This is a genomic window from Streptomyces sp. NPDC032745 (genome assembly GCF_055579465.1).
The window spans coordinates 210,819-228,498 of record NZ_JBVING010000011.1; the positions used below are offsets into that span (position 1 = coordinate 210,819).

Here is a 17,680-nt window from a genome sequence, read left to right on the forward strand (position 1 = left end):
GGGGGAACGCGCCGTTCCTGAGCCGGAGTTGGCCATTCCGGCCGCCGGGAAGGGGCCGGTTTCCCTTCGTGGGTAGTTCAGCCGCCGTTCACGTGCGGGCGGGAGCGTGTGCGCCGACGACCGCACGACAGGCGCACCACCTCCCCACCCCTGGAGACCCGATGCCGCTCAGCCGTAGAGACTTCACCGCCCGCACCGTCATCGCCGGCGCGGGAGTCGCGCTCACCGGAACGGTCGGCGCACTCGCCACCGCCCCGGGAGCGCTGGCGGCCGAGGACGGCACCCGGCGCGACGAGCACGGCCGGCCCTGCGAGCCCGGCTACGGTCCGCTCCTCCCGGACCCGGCAGGACTGCTCGCCCTCCCCGCCGGATTCGGCTACCGCGTGATCACCCACAGCGGCGTCACCACGCTCGAGTCCGGCGAGTCCACGCCGTCCAACCACGACGGAACGGCCGCCTTCGAGGGCCACCGCGGGGTCACCCTCCTCGTCAACAACCACGAGCTCAAGGGCAAGCGGGCGAACTGGGCCCACCCCGTCCCCCTCACCGAGGGCCTCGTCTACGACCCGGCCGCGGCCGGCGGCTGCACGGTCGTCGAGGTCCGGCGCGGCGGCGAGGTCGCCGAATGGGTGGGCGTCGCCGGTACGTCGACCAACTGCGCGGGCGGTGCCACCCCCTGGGGCACCTGGCTGACCTGCGAGGAGACCGAGGACCTCGCCGGCAAGAACGGGATGACCAAGGACCACGGGTACGCGTTCGAGGTCGACCCGCACGACCGCCGCGCCAACCGCGACCCCAAGCCGATCAAGGCCTTCGGCCGGTACGCCCACGAGGCCGTGGTCATCGACCCGCGCCAGGGCCACGCCTACCTGACCGAGGACGCCTCCGGCCCCAACGGGCTGCTCTACCGCTGGACCCCGCCGAGCGGCTTCCGCCACGGGCGCGGCAAGCTCCGTACCCTCGCCGCCGACGCCGGCGTGCTGGCCGCCGCCAAGTGCTTCGACAGTGCCGGCCGGTTCGTCGACGACCTCTCGCGCGCGACGAAGACCGGCACCGTCTACGGGGTCGACTGGGTGGACGTGGCGGACCGCGACGCGCGGACGGTGCCGGTGCGCAAGCAGTTCGCGGACGGCGCGGTGACCCGCGCCCGCAAGCTGGAGGGCATGTGGTGGGCCGACGGCGGCACCTACTTCGTCTCCTCGTACGCCCGTGAGGAGAGCCCGGGCACGGCGCACGACGGCCAGGTGTGGTTCTACGACCCGAAGCGGCGTACGGTCCGGCTGATGGTGGTGCTCGGGGTGAACGCCGACCCGGCCAAGGACGGCTCCCTCGACGGCCCCGACAACATCACGGTCTCCCCGTACGGCGGCCTCGTCATCGCGGAGGACGGCAGCGGCCTGCAGCACCTGTTCGGCGCAACCGAGTCGGGACGCACCTACCCGCTGGCGCGCAACGAGCTGAACATCGGGACGGCGGAGAAGCCGGAGTACTCCGAGTTCACGGGGGTCTGCTTCTCCCCGGACGGGCGCACGCTGTACGCCAACATCCAGGACCCCGGCATCATGCTGGCCATCACCGGTCCGTGGCGGCGCGCGCACTGACGCGTCGGCGGCCGGCGGACCGGAGGCCGATGATCCGGGGGCCGGTATTCCGGGGGCGGGCCGGTATTCGCGATCGAAGGCTGCGCCGCCACCCGTTCACCGGGCGGCGGCGCAGCCTTCGATCGTTCACTGAGCGGCGGCGACCTCGGCGCGGCTGGCTGCGGCCCATTCCTCGAGCAGGAACTCGTACGCCTCGGAGGGCCACTCCTCGTCCACCCGGGTCTCGACGAGGTGCCGTATCGCCTCGTTCGCCTCAGCGGCGGACGGACGGGCGGGACCCGCGGGCCGGAGTGTGCTGTACATGCTTCCAAGGCTACGGGCGGGCACTGACAGTCACCTCCGGATTAAGGGTGGAATCCATCACCTCGGCCCCCGGGCCGATCGGTCACGGTAGCTCCGTGTGCCCGCCCACCTGCTCAGAGTGCCTGTGAGGCGGGCTGGACCATGCCGCGTACTGTGCGCGACTTCACAAAGTCTCCGATCGCCGTCATCTCCCATTCGCCCGAGAACTGGCGGACCAGCTTGGCCATCATGACCCCGGTCTGCGGCTGGGCGCCGGTGAGGTCGAAGCGCACCAGCTCCTCCCCGCTCGCCGCGTCGATCAGGCGGCAGTAGGCCTTGGCGACCTCGGTGAACTTCTGGCCGGAGAAGGAGTTGACGGTGAAGACCAGGCCCGTGGCCTCGGCGGGCAGCCGCCCGAGGTCCACCACGATCACCTCGTCGTCCCCGGCTCCCTCACCGGTGAGGTTGTCGCCCGAGTGCTTGATGGCGCCGCCCAGGATGGACAGCTTGCCGAAATAGCAGCTGTCGATGTGGTTGCGCTGCGGGCCGTACGCGATGACGGAGGCGTCGAGGTCGATGTCCCGGCCGCGGAACGCCGGCTCCCAGCCCAGGCCCATCTTCACCTGGGAGAGCAGGGGGCGGCCGTTCTTGACCAGGGAGACGGTCTGGTTCTTCTGGAGGCTGACCCGGCCCTTGTCGAGGTTGATCTTCCCGGTGCCGGTGGCGGCCGGGGCCGCAGTGGGCGGCGCGGGCGGGGCGGCGGGGGCAGCGGGGGCCGCGGGGGCGCTCGGCCAGGAGGAGGCGGACGGGGCGGAGGGCGCCGAGGGGGTCTGACCCCAGACAGGGGCCGAAGGGGTGACCGGGGCCGCAGGGGCCTGCGGGGCGGCCGCGGGCGGCGGAGTGGGTTCCTCGTCCACGGAGACCCCGAAGTCGGTCGCGATCCCGGCGAGGCCGTTGGCGTACCCCTGGCCGACCGCACGCACCTTCCACACGCCGCCGCGCTGGTAGACCTCGACGACCACGAGCGCGGTCTCGGTGCCCAGCTGCGGAGGGGTGAAGGTGGCGATCACGGCGCCGCTGTCCGCATTGCGCACGGTGGCCGTGGGCTCGATGCCCTGGAAGGTCTGACCTGCGGCGTCGGGACTGGCCGTGACCACGATCCGCTCGATGCCCGGCGGCAGCGCGCCCGTGTCCACCGTGATCGAGTCCGGCGCCGCCCCGCCGCCCGACCGGTGGCTGACACCGGGCCCGGACGGCTGGTTGTAGAAGATGAAGTCGGCGTCGGAACGCACCTTGCCGTCCGCCGCGAGAAGGAGTCCCGACACGTCGAGCCGCACCGGGGCAGCCACGTCCACCGTCACACGGACGGTATTGAGCGGCAGGTTGGAACCTGGGGTCATAGCGGTCATGCCGGGAGAACGACCGGAGGCCCTTTGCCGTTCCCTTACCCTCGCCGCGGATTTCAGCGCCGGTTGCGGGGGTGGTTCTTCGCCGTCCGCTCGTTGCCGAACTTGTACGCGCCGGTCCAGCGGGCCATCACGAGCTGCGCGTCGCCCGACTCGACCTCGGCGAGGAACTTCTCGGCCCGCCCGCCCCGCAGGGTGCTCGCGGCCCGCCCCTGGTGCGTGATGACCACGCTGCTGTCGCTGCGCTGTTCGTACGTGAATCCGTGAGGTCTCGGCATGACCGGCAGCCTGCCCCCGCGGGGGCGGGGCGGGCAACGGGTTTACGGCCCGGCGGGCGGAGCGGGCCGTGGGCGGGTCCGGCCCGCCGGGGCGGGGCCTGACCCGCGGCCGGCCTCAGTCGCCGGTGACGCGGCGCGGCAGCCCCAGCGGGTTCGCCTCGCGCAGTTCCGCCGGAAGCAGCGGGTCCGGCACCGACTGGTAGGCCACCGGCCGCAGCCAGCGCTCGATGGCGGTCCCGCCGACCGAGGTGGAGTGCGAGGTCGCCGCCGGGTACGGGCCGCCGTGGTGCTGGGCCGGGGCCACCGCGACACCGGTCGGCCAGCCGTTGACCACGATCCGCCCGGCCAGCGCCGTGACCTGCGCGATCAGTTCCGCCGCCGGGCCCGGACCGCCGTCGGCCTCGGCCGCGGACAGCTGGAGCGTGGCGCTCAGGTTCCCGGGGAGCAGGCCGAGCACCGACCCGGCCTCGCGCTGGTCGGCGTACCGTACGACCACGGTCACCGGTCCGAAGCACTCCTCGAGCAGAACCTCGTACGCGCCGCCCTCGAGGAGCGTCCCCGCCGGCACGGTCAGGTAGCCCGCGCCGACCGTGTGCTCGCCGCCGGAACCCGGGGTGACAGGCGCGGTGACGCCGGGCAGCGCGGCCCGCTCGCGCACGCCGGAGACGAAGTTCTCCCGCATCCGGTGGTCGAGCAGGACGCCGGGCTCGGTCTCGCCGAGGGCCTTCGTCAGCGCGCCGGTGAACCGGTCGCCGTCCGCGCCCTGGGGGACCAGGACCAGGCCCGGCTTGACGCAGAACTGGCCGACGCCGAGGGTGACCGAGCCCGCGAGCCCGGCGGCGATCTCCTCGGCGCGCTCGGCGGCGGCCGCGGGGGTGACCACGACGGGGTTGAGGGAGCCGAGTTCGCCGTGGAAGGGGATGGGGACGGGACGGGCGGCGGCCGCGTCGAACAGCGCCCGCCCGCCCCGGATGGAACCGGTGAATCCGGCGGCGGAGACCAGGGGGTGGCGGATCAGCTCGAGGCCCGCGCCGAACCCGTGGACGACGCGGACCACGTCGGCCGGCAGCCCGGCCGCCACGGCTGCGCGGCGCAGCAGCGAGGCGCACAGCTCGGAGGTGGCCGGGTGGTCGGGGTGGGCCTTGACGACCACCGGGCAGCCGGCGGCCAGCGCGCTCGCGGTGTCCCCGCCGGGCACGGAGAACGCGAGCGGGAAGTTGGAGGCGGCGTAGACCGCGACCACGCCCAGCGGCACCTTGTAGCGGCGCAGTTCGGGGCGCGGCGGGACGGCGGCGGCGTCCGCGCGGTCGATGCGGATGTCGAGGTAGGAGCCCTCGTCCACGGCGTCGGCGAAGGCCCGCAGCTGGCCGGTGGTGCGGGCGAGCTCGCCGGTCAGCCGGCCCGGCCCGAGGGCGGTCTCGGCGTCGGCGGCCTCGATCACGTGGTCCGCGGCCTCGTCGAGCAGCTCGGCGGCGGTGCGCAGGAAGGCCGCGCGGGTGGTGCGGTCGGCGAGCGCGCCGCGGGCCGCGTGGGCGGCGCGTACGGCCTCGTCCACCTCACCGGATGTGGCTTCCACCGCAACCTGTTCGCGCTGCTTCCCGGTGCGGGGGTCCACACTCCAGACTGGTGTTGCTGCCATGGCGCACTGCCTCCTGGATCTACGCTGACCCGCGCGGTGGCGTTCAGTATTCTGAACGCCGTTCCGATGGATGAATGATCACATCCGCTCCGGACTCTATTTCCGGGTCTTCCGCGTTGACAAGAGACAAGAGGGGCAAGAAGGCGAATGACCACAACTGAGCCGGACCGGTCCGCCGCGGAACCGGAGGGGCCGGGGGGCCCGGGGGGCCCGGGGGCATCGGCGGCCGTCAAATCGGCCGTCCGCACGGTCCTGTTGCTGGAGCACTTCGCGGCGCGGCCCGGGCTGCACAGCCTGGCCGACATCCAGCACGACCTCTCGCTGCCCAAGTCGAGCCTCTACATGCTGCTGCGCACGCTGGTGAACCTGGGGTGGGTGGAGACGGACGCGACGGGCACGCGGTACGGCATCGGCGTACGGGCCCTGCTCGTCGGCAGCTCGTACATCGACGGGGACGAGGTCGTCGCCGCGGCCCGGCCCACCCTGGACCGGCTCTCCGACGACACCACCGAGACCATCCACCTGGCCCGGATGGACGGCACGAGCGTCGTCTACCTGGCCACCCGCCAGTCCCAGCACTACCTGCGACCGTTCACCCGCGTCGGGCGGCGGCTGCCCGTGCACTCGACGGCGCTGGGCAAGGCCCTGCTGGCGAGCCACTCCGACGAGGAGGTGCGGGCGCTCCTGCCGCGGCGGCTGGAGGCGGTCACCGAGCACACGATCACCGACCGGGAGCGGCTCGTCGACGAGTTGGCGCTGGTACGGGAGCAGGGCTACGCGGTGGACCGCGAGGAGAACACCCTCGGGCTGCGCTGTTTCGGGGTGGCGGTGCCGTACCGGACGCCGGCCCGGGACGCGGTGAGCTGCTCGGTGCCCGTGGCCCGGCTGACGGCGGGCCACGAGCAGAGGATCAAGGCGGCGCTGTTCGAGGCGCGGGACCGGCTGTCGGTGGCGACCCGCCGTATGTGAGGCGGCGGACGCGGGCCCGCCGCGTGCGAACCGCCTCCCCCGGGTGGGGGAGGCGGTTCACCTTCATGGGGGAGGTGGCGGGGCGGCGCGGACGCGACTGTTGAGTCATGACCACACCAGCGGTGAACACGAACGAGACGGTGGGCACGGACGCGGCGCAGTCGACGCGCGCCGGCCCGGCTGCCCGGCGCAGGGTCCTTGGAGCGGTGGCCCTGGCCGCCACCGTGCCGTACCTGTGCCTCAAGGGCGCCTGGGTGGCGGGGAGCCGCATCGGGATACCGGACGGCAGCGTGCTGCTGGGACCCGGGATGTTCTTCAAGGTGGCGAACGCCGTCACGCTGGTCATGGACGCGGCCGTCATCGTGCTCGTGCTGGTGTTCACCCGGCCCTGGGGCAGACGGGTGCCGTCATGGCTGCTGACCCTCCCGGTGTTCGTCGCCACCGGACTGCTCGTGCCGATCGTCGTGGCCTTCCCCGGCCAACTCCTCGTGAGGGCAGTGGGGCTGGGGCCGGACGCGGCCGCGCAGGCGGCCAGGGAGCCCTTCCTCGACCCATGGGTGTTCAACGTCGTCTACGGCGGCTTCATCGTGCAGGCCGTAGCCCTGGCCGCATTGTTCGTCCCTTATGCGCGAGAGCGCTGGGGCAGCGTGTGGCAGGGCGTTCAGGGGGAGCGGCTCCCGTCACCCACGGGGGTGGTGGCGGGAGCCGCGGCGGCGCTGGCCGTGGCCGTGGCAGCAGTGGAGTTCACCTGGGCCTTCGGAGGTACGGCCGGGCTCAGCGCGTCACAGATCGCGCAGTTCAACCCCGAAACGGGCGTGGTGTTCGCCACCTACGGGATGTGCACGCTGGTCGCGGGGGCGGGAGCCGTGAACCTGGCCCGGGGCGGGGCCCGGCAGGCCCGGCGGGCGCTGGCCGTCGCATGGATCGGGGCGGCGGCCGCGGCGAGTTGGGGGCTGTGGCTCCTGATCTCCTGCGCGGGCACCGCCGATCCCGCGAAGGCGGTCACCACCGCGATGGTCCTGACCTACGCTGGCCAGATGATCACCGGTCTGCTCGCCGCGGCCGTCCTGGCCCGGTTCCTCGCCTCACGCCGCAGCACAGCGTGACGCGGAGGGGCGCGAGCGGCAGGGGGACCGGCAGGGGCAGGGGCAGGGGCTGGGGCAGGGGCTGGGGCAGGGGCTGGGGCTGGGGCAGGCAGGGCTGGGTCAGCGGGATGCCGGGGGGCAGTGGGATGTGGGCGGGGACGCGGGCCGGTGTGGGGCGGGTGCTGGGGGCGCGGGCCCGGCTGCGCTGGGTGCACCTGATCCTGGGCGGGGCCCTGCTGATGCCGTACTTCCTCCTGTCCCAGGTGGTGGTCAGTGTCGTGACGGGCGGGGGCAACATCTTCGGCTCCACCCCGCTGACCTTCGCCTCCTACGGGCTCTCCCTGCCGATGGCCGCGGTGACCGCCGTCTTCGGGCTCGTCCGGCCGATGTCGGTGGGCGCCGTACGGGCCCTGTGCGGGGTGCCGGGCGAGCGGCTGGCGGAGGGTCCGGCCCGCTCCTGGGCGGCCCGGGGGCGGACCTCGGCCTGGTGGACGCTGCACGTGGGGGTCGGCGCGGCGATCAGCGGCATGAGCCTCGCGGTGCCGCCCATGGCGGTGGTGCTGATCGCGGTGCCCTTCGTGAGCGCGCTGCGGGAGACCCCCATGGGGATGGGCTGGTTCAGCACCGACACCGCCTCGTACGCCGCCCCGCTGCTCGGGATCGGGCTGCTGTGCGGGCTCGTCCTGTGCGCCGCCGGGGCCGGGGCGCTGCTGGCCCGGCTGGCACCCGTACTGCTCGGGCCGACGGCGGCGGACCGGCTGGCCGCGGCCGAGGAGCGGGCCGCCGACCTGGCCGTGCGCAACCGGCTGGCCCGGGAGCTGCACGACGCGGTCGGGCACGCCCTGAGCGCCGTCACCCTCCAGGCGGTCGCCGCCCGGCGGGTGCTCGACAGCGACCCCGGGTTCGTACGGGAGGCCCTGGCCGCGATCGAGGACACCACCCGGCGGACGGTGGGCGAGCTGGACGCCGTGCTGGGCCTGCTGCGGGACGGCGACCCGGCCCGGCCCGACGCCGCACCCGCACCGACCCTCTCCGCCGACCTCGACGGGCTGCTGGCCCGCACCCGGGCCGCCGGCACCACCGTCACCGCCCTGCAGGACCCCGGACCGGCCGGGAACTGGGCGCAGCTCCCGGCGATCGCCTCCCGCGAGGCGTACCGGATCGTCCAGGAGGGCCTGAGCAACGCCCTGCGCCACGGCGCGGGCCCCGTCGAGCTGCGGATCGCCGTACAGGGCAGGGCGGACGGCATCGGCAGCACCAACCGTGAACTGGAGATCACCATGACCAATCCGCCGGGTACCCCCGACGGGCAGCAGCCCCGCACCACCGGGGGCCGCGGGCTGCGCGGCGCCGCCGAGCGGGCCGGCCTGCTGGGCGGCCGCGTCGAAGCGGGCCCGCACCAGGGGCTGTGGCGGCTGCGGGCCGTCCTCCCGCTCGACGGGGGGTCCCGATGAGCGCGGGGCCCGCGGCGCGGCGGCCGCCGCTGCGCATCGTGCTCGCCGACGACGAGCGCATGGTCCGCACCGCCCTGCGGGTGATCCTCGAGGCCGAGCCGGACCTGGAGGTGGTCGGCGAGGCGGCCTCCGGCGCCGAAGCCGTCCCGCTGGTCCGTTCCCTGGTCCCCGACGTGGTGCTGATGGACGTCCGGATGCCCGAGATCGACGGCATCCGGGCCACCGAGCAGATCATCGCCGGCATGGCCGAACCGCCCCGGATCGTGGTCGTCACCACCTTCGAGAACGACGCGTACGTCTACGACGCGCTGCGCGCGGGTGCCTCGGGGTTCCTCCTCAAGCGGGCCGACCCCGACGAGCTGGTCGGCGCGGTCCGCCTCGTCGCCCGCGGCGACTGCTTGCTCTTCCCGGCGGCCGTCCGCTCGCTCGCCGCCTCCCACGCCCCCGGGGCCCCGGGTCCCGCCGCCCCCTGGGTGGCCCGGCTCACCGAGCGGGAGGCCGACGTACTGCGCCTGATGGCCACCGGACTGTCCAACCACGAGATGAGCGAACGCCTCGGCGTCGGTCCCCAGACGGTCAAGACCCACGTCGCCGCGGTCCTCTCCAAAACCGGCTCCCGCGACCGCACCCAGGCGGTCATCGCGGCCTACGAGGGCGGCTTCATGAAGAAAGGCTGAGAACCCGGCCACAATCGGGGCAGAGCGGAACGACCGGGGGCCTCGGCACGTCCTTCTGGGGGATGAACAAGACGATCAGGCGTGCGTCGGTCTTCTGTCTGCTCCTGGTGCTGGCCCTTTTGGTGCGGGTCACCTGGGTGCAGGCCTACCAAGGCCAGGCCCTCGCAGACAACGAGAACAACCGGCGGAACCTCATCGGGCAGTACGAGAACCCGCTGGGCAACATCATCGTGGGCGGGGAGGCGATCACCGGCTCGGTGAAGACGGACGGAAAGGACTTCGGGTACAAGCGCACGTACGTCGACGGTCCGCTCTACGCGCCGCTCACCGGCTACAGCTCCCAGGCCTTCGGCACGAGCATGCTGGAAGGCGTCTACAAGAAGATCCTGAACGGGTCCGACGACCGGCTCAAGACCGTGATGGACATGCTCACCAACAAGCGGGCCGCGCCGGGCAACGTGCTGACCACCATCGACAAGGCCGTGCAGAAGGCCGCGTACGACGCGCTCCAGGGCAAGCAGGGCGCCGCCGTCGCCATCGACCCGGCGACCGGCGAGATCCTCGCCATCGTCAACAACCCCTCCTTCGATCCGGGCAGCATCACGGGCGCCAACGACAAGGCGGCCTGGGAGAAGCTGATCGAGGACAAGGGCAAGGCGATGGAGAACGTGGCCCTGCGCAAGCCGCAGGCGCCCGGCTCCACCTTCAAGCTGGTCACCCTGGCGGCGGCCATCGAGAACGGGCTGGTCACCAACCTGGACACGCCGACCGGCACCCCGGATCCGTACACGATCCCCGGGACCCGGACGCTGCTGCCCAGCGAGGCGGGATCGGCGGCCTGCAACAACGTCTCCGCGCGCACCGCGCTGCGGCTGTCCTGCAACAACGTGTTCGCGGAGCTGGCGCACAAGCTCGGTCAGGACAAGATGCGGGCGATGGCCGAGAAGCTCGGTTTCAACACGGAGACCGCGACGCCCGTCACCGCCCGGCCGGCGAGCAAGTACCCGACGAACAAGATGTCCGTCGACCAGGTCGCGCAGACGGGTATCGGCCAGTTCGACGTGCAGGCCACCCCGCTCCAGATGGCGATGGTGACCGCCGCGATCGAGAACGGCGGCAAGCTCGTCGCCCCGCACTCGGTCTCCGAGGTCACCGATGCGAACGGCAACGTGCTGGAGAGCTTCAAGAACCCGAAGTCCGAGCAGGTCATGAAGGCCAAGACCGCATCGATGCTCCAGGACGCCATGCGGACGGTCGCGACCGAGGGCGGCGGCAAGCCCGCCCAGGTGGCGGGCGCCGAGGTGGGCGGCAAGACCGGCACCGCGCAGCGCGGCGTGAACAACAGCCTGCCGCCGCTGGCCTGGTTCACCTCGTACGGAAAGCAGGGCGGCAAGCAGATCGCGGTTGCCGTGGTGATCGAGAACTCGGACACCGACCGCTCCGAGATCGGCGGCGGCAAGCTCGCCGCCCCCATCGCCCAGAAGATGATGGAGGCGTGGCTGAAGAAGTAGCCGCGCCGGTCGCCGCAGGGCGCGCCGGGAACCGACAGGGTTCCCGGCGCGTTTCCTTTCCCATGATCAGGACCGCGCAACCCGCAGACCTCGACGCCATAGCCGCCCTCCACAGCCGGGCCCGGGCCACTTACTACCGCGGCCGCGTCCCCGAGCAGGCCTACGCAGGCGCAGCCGAACTCGCGCGGACCCGAGAAGGCTGGTCCCAGGCGGTCGCGCGGGCCGCCGCCGACGGCGGGGTGCTCTGCGCGGAGGAGGACGGCGAGCTCACCGGGGTTGCCGCCTTCCGCACCGCGGAGGGCGAGACCACCCTCACCCAGCTGCACGTCGACCCGGTCCACTGGCGCCGGGGTACCGGGGCCGCCCTGCACGCCGCCTGCCTCGACGCCTGGCGGCTGGCCGGTGTCGAGCGTGCCCGGCTGGAGGTCTACGAGCACAACCTCCGGGCCCAGGCCTTCTACGCCCGCCACGGCTGGCGCCCGGATCCGGCCGGGGCCGCGCGGTCCGGTTCCCACCTCACGCTGTGGCTCAGCGTCGGCCTGCAGGCCGCGTCCGGGGAATGAGACGCTCCGCCAGGTGGTTGAACGGGAAACCGTCGCGGCGCACAGCCGCGGCGTCCCAATGAACCCGGAGAGAAGAAGGATCATGCGCGTCGAGATCTGGAGCGACATCGCCTGCCCCTGGTGCTACATCGGCAAGGCCCGTTTCACCAAGGGGCTGGCCGAGTTCGCGCACCGCGACGAGGTGGAGGTCGTCTTCCGGTCCTTCGAGCTCGACCCGAACAGCCCGAAGGGCAGCACGGCGCCGGTCCTGGAGATGCTCGCCAAGAAGTACGGCCGCACCCTCGACGAGGCGCGCGGCATGGAGGAGCACGTCGCCGCCAGCGCCCGCGCGGAGGGGCTGACGTACCGTACCGACGGCCGTGACCACGGCAACACGTTCGACATCCACCGCCTGCTGCACCTGGCTGCCGCCCGCGGCCACCAGGAGGAGCTGCTCGACCTCGCCTACCGAGCGAACTTCGCCGAGGAGCGGTCGGTCTTCGACTCCGAGGTGCTCGTCGCCCTGGCGGTCGAGGCGGGGCTGGACGAGGCGGAGGCCCGCGCCGTCCTCGCGGACGACTCCGCGTACGCGGCGGAGGTGCGGGCGGACGAGCGCGAGGCGGCGGAACTCGGCGCCAACGCCGTGCCGTTCTTCGTCCTCGACCGCCGCTACGGGATCTCCGGCGGGCAGCCCGCGGAGGTGTTCACGCAGGCGCTGGAGCAGGCGTGGGCGGGCCGCGAGCTCACCGGGCCGGCGGCCACGGCCGACGCCTGCGACCCCGAAGACGGCTGCGCCGTCCCGCAGGCCTGACCCGCCCCACGGCCTGACCCCCGGTGGGGCCTGCCCCGGCCCCGGGCCTGACCCCGGTGGGCCTGCCCGGCCCGGGGCCTGACCTGCCCAGGGCTTGACCCCCGGTCGGGCCTGGCCCTGCACAGGGCTTGACCCCCGGTCGGGCTGTGCGTGGCCTGGGCTCTGCCCGGTTCGGACCCGGCCTCGGCCTGACGCGGCCGTGCCCGTGTGCCGGCCGTCGGCCGACTCGGCCTGCCACGGTCTGGCCCCGGTGGCTGGAGCCGGACCTGGTCGGCGGCCGGAGGAGCGCGGGCGAGCACGTGCCGCTGCGCGGAGCCGTCTCCCCGCCCCGCCCTTCCACCGTTTCCCGGGTGCTGCGCCCCCGGCCCCCCGGCCAACGGTGCTGCGCCCCCGGGCTCCGGGCTGGTGGGGCTGGGGCTCCGGGCCATCGGGTGGTGTCGGGCGGGTGTTGCTGGGGCGCAGCCCGGGGTCTGGTGGCCTGGGGGTGCGGCCCGTTTCCGGATTGCCGGCTGGCCGGACGGCTCAGTGCAGGGTTTCGGCCCAGGCGGCTTCCGCGGCGGCCATGGCCTCGGACGGGTCCGCCGAGAGCGCGGTGGACAGGGCCGTCAGGGAGGTCAGGACCGCCGGCAGCGACGCGGCCTGGCCGTAGTGGTTCACCCGGACCATCTCCCGGGCCAGCGCGCCGCCGCCCGCCGCGAGCGGGGCAGCCGGGTCGGCTGCGAGGGCCTTGGCCACCACCAGCGAGGCCTCCGGCACCCGCAGCGTGGTGGCCACCGGAGCCGCCTCCGAGGACCGGCCGACGTACGGGGCGAGGCCCAGCGCCACCGCGCCCGCCCGGGTCGCCGCCGCGGCCGCCGCATGGCGGGCCGTCACCGTCGGCAGGCCCTCGGCCGCGATCCGGTCCAGGCAGGCCTCCAGCGCCAGCATCTCCAGCTGCGCCGGAGCATGCGGCAGCGCGGTGCGGCCCGCGTCGATCCAGCGCTCCTTCCAGTCCAGCAGCGAGAGGTACGAGCGCCTCGGAGCGGCCGGGTTGTCCGCGAAGCGGGCCCAGGCCCGCTCCGAGACCGACACCGCCGAGACACCCGCCGGGCCGCGCATCGCCTTCTGCGCGCCGATCACGCACAGGTCCACGCCCCACGCGTCCGGCAGCAGCGCCTCCGCGCCCACCGACGCCACCGCGTCCAGCATGAACAGCGCGCCGTGGGCCCGTACGGCCTCACCGATCTCCGCGACCGGGTTCGTGTTGCCGGTCGCCGCCTCCGCGTGGACCAGGGACACGAAGTCGATCTCCGGGTGGGCGGCCAGGGCGTGCGCCACCTGGTCCGCCGTCACCGCCGTGTCGAAGGGGACCGCCAGGTCCACCACGTTCGCCCCGCAGTCGCGCAGCCAGTTGCCGAAGGTGGTCCCGTACGGGCCGGTCACGACGTTCAGCGCCGTCGAACCGGGCCGCGCCCCCGAGCGGATGCACCCCTCCAGCGGCAGCAGCGCCTCGCCCTGGGTGATCACCACGTCCTCGCGGGTGCCGAGCAGGTCCGCGACCCCCTGCTCGATCTGCGCGAAGCGCTCCGCGGTGAGCGGCGGAAGGTGCAGGAGGGGGTGGTTCACGGCGGTGCTCTCTTCGTCCGGGGCGTCTCGTCCGGGGCGTTCGGGGTGACCGCATGAGCCTACCCAGCACGCACGTACAGTGCGGGACATGACCGATGACGTGCTGCATGTGAAGGGGCGTGTGCTCGTCGGGCCCGACGACGCGCGCGACGAGCTCTGGGTGGTCGGCGGCCGGATCTCGTACGAACGCCCGCACGGGGCCCGCGAGATCACCACCGTGTCCGGCTGGGCCCTGCCCGGCCTGGTCGACGCGCACTGCCACGTGGGGCTGGACGCCCACGGCCCGGTCGACGCGGAGACCGCCGAACGGCAGGCCCTGACCGACCGCGACGCCGGCACCCTGCTCATCCGCGACGCCGGATCCCCCTCCGACACCCGCTGGATCGACGACCGCGAGGACCTGCCGAAGATCATTCGGGCCGGTCGGCACATCGCCCGCCCGCGGCGCTACATCCGCAACTTCGCCCACGAGATCGAGCCGGCCGACCTCGTCGCGTACGTGGGCCGCGAGGCGCAGCGCGGCGACGGCTGGGTGAAGCTGGTGGGGGACTGGATCGACCGCGAGGTCGGGGACCTGGCGCCCTGCTGGCCGCGGGCCGAGGTCGAGGCGGCCATCGCCGAGGCGCACCGGCTGGGCGCCCGCGTCACCGCGCACTGCTTCGCGGAGGACTCGCTGCGCGACCTGGTCGAGGCGGGCATCGACTGCATCGAGCACGCCACCGGGCTCACGGAGGACACCATTCCGCTGTTTGCGGAGCGCGGGGTGGCGATCGTCCCGACGCTCGTGAACATCGCGACGTTCCCGAAGATGGCGGCGGGCGGCGAGGCCAAGTTCCCGCGCTGGTCGGCACACATGAGGCGGTTGCACGAGCGCCGGTACGACACCGTGCGGGCCGCCTACGACGCGGGCATCGGCGTGTACGTCGGCACCGACGCGGGGGGTTCCCTGCCGCACGGCCTGGTCGCGGCGGAGGTCTCGGAGCTGGTGCGGGCCGGGATCCCGGCCCTGGAAGCCCTCTCGGCGACGACCTGGGCGGCGCGCGAGTGGCTCGGCAGACCAGGCCTGACCGAGGGGGCGCCGGCGGACCTCGTCGTCTACGACGCCGACCCGCGGGCCGACGTGCGGGCGCTGGCGCAGCCGCGGCGCGTGATCGTGAACGGCAAGGTCCGGGCCTGAGCGAGGAGTTGACGCGCGCGTGACGCCGGTGCCCCGGCGGTCGTTGTGAACGGCCGTCCGGGGCGCCGGCGTCGGCGCATTCCCCTCCGCCCTGTGGCGGAAAAGAACTCCCGTTCCTTGTGATGCGCAGCTAATCGAATACGTGCATGGAAACCACCCTTTGGGGTGAACTCACCTCGGGTTGCCGCCCGTTCACTCTCCGTGCGTAAAGATTCCGAGGGTTAGAGGCCGTCGGCGCGCGATGTCCCCCATTGGCGGCGCGACGGCTCCCATCTCCCCGGGGGTTCCACCACCTTGAACAGCAACACCTTCCGCATGCCCGCAGCCGTCCTGCTCGCCACCGGAGCGGTCGCCCTGCTCACCGCCCCGCCGGCCGCCGCCACCGGAGGCGGCGGCTCCACGGGCGGCGGCGAGGGCAAGGCCGGCGCGGTCGTCCTGCGCGCCGGACTGGACGTGGGCCTGCTCAACAAGACCGTCCACGTGCCGCTGAAGACCACCCTCAACGAGGTCAGCGCCCCCGCGACGGCCCAGAAGACCGCCCTCTCCGTGACTCTGGACGGGGTCGAGGGAGGGCAGCCGGTGAGCGTGCTGCGTGCCGACGTCGCCACGTCCAAGGCGACCGCGGACAAGGACCGCGCCGAGGCGGAAGCCAACCTGGCCAACGCCGAGGTGCACGTGCCCGGGCTGCCGCTGCTCTCCCTGATCCAGGTGGAGAAGGTCACCTCCAAGGCCCTGTGCGAGGCCGGCAAGAAGCCCGTGGCCAGCTCGAACGTGCTGGGCACGGTGACCGCGCTCGGCAAGAAGGTCACCCTCTCGGCGGGCGGCCCGACCAAGCTCGAGGTCCCCAAGGTGGGCATGGTCAGCCTGGAGCTCTCCGGTACCGAGACCACCTCCACCACGGCCGCCGCGGCCGCGCTCCGGCTGAAGGTGTCGGTGAACCCGCTGGACCTCAACGTGGCGCAGGTCGAGGGCGAGGTCGTGCTCGCCGAGGCGCACTGCGAAACCCCGGCCGGGCCGGCCCCGGAGCCGTCCGCGAAGCCCGACGTCAAGGCGCAGACGGCTGCCTCCGGGACCGGGGCCGCCCTCACCACCGACGCCAACCTGGCCGAGACCGGCGGCGGTTCGGTGACCCCCTACGTCGCGGGCGGTGCACTGGCCCTGCTCGGCATCGGCGTGACCGCGCTGGTCGTGACCCGGCGCGGCCGCAGCTCGTGACCTCGTGATCGCGTGACCTCGTAACGGGGTCCGCAGCTCAGCGGGTGGCGTGCACCAGGCCCTGCTTGTCGGCTCCGCGCGACAGCACGGCCTCGCTGACCTGCTTGTCGACGGCGGCGTACGCGGACTGCCTGGCCGCGCCGAGCCCGGAGTCGGAGGGGGCGCAGGAGGTGCAGACGACGCGGAACGGCGGGTTCATGTCCGAGTACTGCGTGAGGTACTCGGCCTTGGTCACCTCCCAGCGGCCGGGGTGGGCGGCCGCCGGGGCGAAGGTGAAGCGCGGGATCGAGGACATGTTGCCGCGCGCCTTGTCCGCCTCGTAGAAGCTGGCGATCTGGTCGCCCATGCCGAAGACGACCCAGGTGCCGTTGATCTTCTCGTACGGCTGCGGCACGTGGTTGTGCGTGCCGATGATCAGATCGATGTCGGGCAGCCCGTCCGGGCCGCGCGAGGCGGTCAGCGCCTGCGCCAGATCGCGCTGCTGCTGGTCGGGTGCCGTCTGCCACTCGGTGCCCCAGTGGACGCTGAGGACGACGACGTTCGCGCCGGCCGCCCGGGCGGCGCGGGCGTCGGCGACGATCCGGTTCTGGTCGAGCAGGTTGACGGACCAGGGCTTGCCGGCCGGGACCGGGATGCCGTTCGTCCCGTACGTGTAGTCCAGCTGGGCGACCTTGGCACCGCCGGCGGAGAGGACCGCCGGGGCCTTGGCCTCGTCGGCGCTGCGGGCCGAGCCGACGTGCTTGATGCCGACCCGGTCCAGGTGCTCCAGGGTGCGGACGAGGCCGTCGTAGCCGTCGTCCAGGGTGTGGTTCGAGCCGGTCGAGCAGCTGTCGTACCCGGCGTCCTTCAGGGCGTCGGCCAGCTGGTGCGGGGCCTTGAACGCGGGATATCCGGTGTAGGGGCCGCCGGGCCGGCCGTACGGTATCTCGTGGTGGCATATCGCCAGGTCCGCGGCGGCCACCAGGGGCTTGACCCCCGCGAGTATCTTCCGGAAGTCGTGGCTCTGGCCGCTGCCCTGCGCGTCGTCCGCGGCCCGCTGGACGATCGACGGGTACGGGATGATGTCGCCCGTCGCGACCAGCGTGAACGGCTTGGCGCCGGCGGGCGTCTTGGGACTCGCCTTGCCCTGGCCCGCCTTGCCCTGGCCGGGCTCGGCCCCGAGCCGCTGCTCGCCGTTGCCCCGTCCCCCGTCGGCGTCGAGGTGGTCGAGCAGGCTCGGCAGGGCGAGGATCCCGCCGGCCACGGCCGCCACCGCGGTCAGTGCCAAGCCTGTTTTCGTCTTCGTGTTCATTCCGGCCCCCCGGGGTTCCCTGCTGATGCCGAGATCATCGCCTACCTCCGCTCGCCCCGCCAACGGAGCCGGATCGTCCGGATATCCGAGGCGTCGCAGGTCAGAGGTGTCGGCTGCGCGGCACGGCCCGCTCGGGT

General features: G+C 73.5%; 16 protein-coding genes. 10 read left to right on the forward strand and 6 right to left on the reverse strand.

The features are described from left to right. The first annotated feature begins 161 nt into the window (after nucleotides 1–161). Complete coding sequence (locus ACZ5WG_RS27340) at nucleotides 162–1,601, forward strand: alkaline phosphatase PhoX (protein ID WP_468726556.1); 1,440 nt, start codon at nucleotides 162–164, stop codon at nucleotides 1,599–1,601. A gap of 126 nt (nucleotides 1,602–1,727) precedes the next feature. Here the strand turns inward: ACZ5WG_RS27340 and ACZ5WG_RS27345 are convergent, their stop codons facing one another. From ACZ5WG_RS27345 to ACZ5WG_RS27360, 4 genes are all read right to left on the reverse strand, one after another. Further along, entirely contained in the window at nucleotides 1,728–1,904 is a 177-nt protein-coding gene (locus ACZ5WG_RS27345) for a hypothetical protein (RefSeq protein WP_166663187.1), read from the reverse strand. A 113-nt stretch (nucleotides 1,905–2,017) separates the two neighbouring features. After that, on the reverse strand, nucleotides 2,018–3,283 hold the full coding sequence (locus tag ACZ5WG_RS27350; RefSeq protein ID WP_468726557.1) for a TerD family protein: 1,266 nt from the start codon (nucleotides 3,281–3,283) through the stop codon (nucleotides 2,018–2,020). Between the two features lie 62 nt (nucleotides 3,284–3,345). After that, on the reverse strand, nucleotides 3,346–3,567 hold the full coding sequence (locus tag ACZ5WG_RS27355; RefSeq protein ID WP_468726559.1) for a hypothetical protein: 222 nt from the start codon (nucleotides 3,565–3,567) through the stop codon (nucleotides 3,346–3,348). A gap of 115 nt (nucleotides 3,568–3,682) precedes the next feature. Continuing rightward, entirely contained in the window at nucleotides 3,683–5,206 is a 1,524-nt protein-coding gene (locus ACZ5WG_RS27360; protein WP_468726560.1) for an aldehyde dehydrogenase (NADP(+)), read from the reverse strand. Between the two features lie 147 nt (nucleotides 5,207–5,353). Here ACZ5WG_RS27360 and ACZ5WG_RS27365 point away from each other — a divergent pair, with 147 nt between their 5' ends. From ACZ5WG_RS27365 to ACZ5WG_RS27395, 7 genes are all read left to right on the forward strand, one after another. Continuing rightward, the gene (locus ACZ5WG_RS27365) at nucleotides 5,354–6,175 is read left to right on the forward strand and encodes an IclR family transcriptional regulator (RefSeq protein WP_468726561.1); all 822 of its coding nucleotides are present in this window, start codon (nucleotides 5,354–5,356) and stop codon (nucleotides 6,173–6,175) included. A 107-nt stretch (nucleotides 6,176–6,282) separates the two neighbouring features. Beyond that, complete coding sequence (locus ACZ5WG_RS27370; protein ID WP_468726563.1) at nucleotides 6,283–7,281, forward strand: hypothetical protein; 999 nt, start codon at nucleotides 6,283–6,285, stop codon at nucleotides 7,279–7,281. Nucleotides 7,282–7,388: 107 nt separating this feature from the next. Then, the gene (locus tag ACZ5WG_RS27375) at nucleotides 7,389–8,714 is read left to right on the forward strand and encodes a sensor histidine kinase (protein ID WP_468726564.1); all 1,326 of its coding nucleotides are present in this window, start codon (nucleotides 7,389–7,391) and stop codon (nucleotides 8,712–8,714) included. After that, nucleotides 8,711–9,391, forward strand: coding sequence for a response regulator transcription factor (locus tag ACZ5WG_RS27380; RefSeq protein WP_468726565.1), 681 nt, complete (start codon nucleotides 8,711–8,713; stop codon nucleotides 9,389–9,391). The genes ACZ5WG_RS27375 and ACZ5WG_RS27380 overlap by 4 nt, the downstream gene beginning before the upstream one ends. Nucleotides 9,392–9,453: 62 nt before the next feature. Further along, nucleotides 9,454–10,902, forward strand: a complete 1,449-nt coding sequence (locus ACZ5WG_RS27385) for a peptidoglycan D,D-transpeptidase FtsI family protein (RefSeq protein ID WP_468726567.1) — start codon at nucleotides 9,454–9,456, stop codon at nucleotides 10,900–10,902. 62 nt (nucleotides 10,903–10,964) lie between these two features. Continuing rightward, entirely contained in the window at nucleotides 10,965–11,465 is a 501-nt protein-coding gene (locus ACZ5WG_RS27390; RefSeq protein ID WP_468726569.1) for a GNAT family N-acetyltransferase, read from the forward strand. 82 nt (nucleotides 11,466–11,547) lie between these two features. After that, a complete protein-coding gene (locus ACZ5WG_RS27395; RefSeq protein WP_468726570.1) occupies nucleotides 11,548–12,255 on the forward strand; it encodes a DsbA family oxidoreductase in 708 nt (235 codons plus the stop codon). A gap of 522 nt (nucleotides 12,256–12,777) precedes the next feature. Here the strand turns inward: ACZ5WG_RS27395 and ACZ5WG_RS27400 are convergent. Beyond that, nucleotides 12,778–13,860 carry a pyridoxal-phosphate-dependent aminotransferase family protein gene (locus ACZ5WG_RS27400; RefSeq protein WP_468726571.1) on the reverse strand — a complete coding sequence of 361 codons (1,083 nt, stop codon included), beginning with the start codon at nucleotides 13,858–13,860 and terminating at the stop codon, nucleotides 12,778–12,780. An 88-nt stretch (nucleotides 13,861–13,948) separates the two neighbouring features. Here ACZ5WG_RS27400 and ACZ5WG_RS27405 point away from each other — a divergent pair, with 88 nt between their 5' ends. After that, the gene (locus ACZ5WG_RS27405; RefSeq protein ID WP_468726572.1) at nucleotides 13,949–15,037 is read left to right on the forward strand and encodes an amidohydrolase family protein; all 1,089 of its coding nucleotides are present in this window, start codon (nucleotides 13,949–13,951) and stop codon (nucleotides 15,035–15,037) included. A gap of 294 nt (nucleotides 15,038–15,331) precedes the next feature. Next, the gene (locus ACZ5WG_RS27410; RefSeq protein ID WP_468726573.1) at nucleotides 15,332–16,252 is read left to right on the forward strand and encodes an SCO1860 family LAETG-anchored protein; all 921 of its coding nucleotides are present in this window, start codon (nucleotides 15,332–15,334) and stop codon (nucleotides 16,250–16,252) included. Nucleotides 16,253–16,289: 37 nt separating this feature from the next. On the opposite strand, the gene ACZ5WG_RS27415 is transcribed toward ACZ5WG_RS27410, so the two are convergent. Further along, nucleotides 16,290–17,543 (reverse strand): CapA family protein, encoded by a 1,254-nt coding sequence (locus ACZ5WG_RS27415; RefSeq protein ID WP_468726574.1) that lies wholly within the window; start codon nucleotides 17,541–17,543, stop codon nucleotides 16,290–16,292. Between the last annotated feature and the right edge of the window lie 137 nt (nucleotides 17,544–17,680).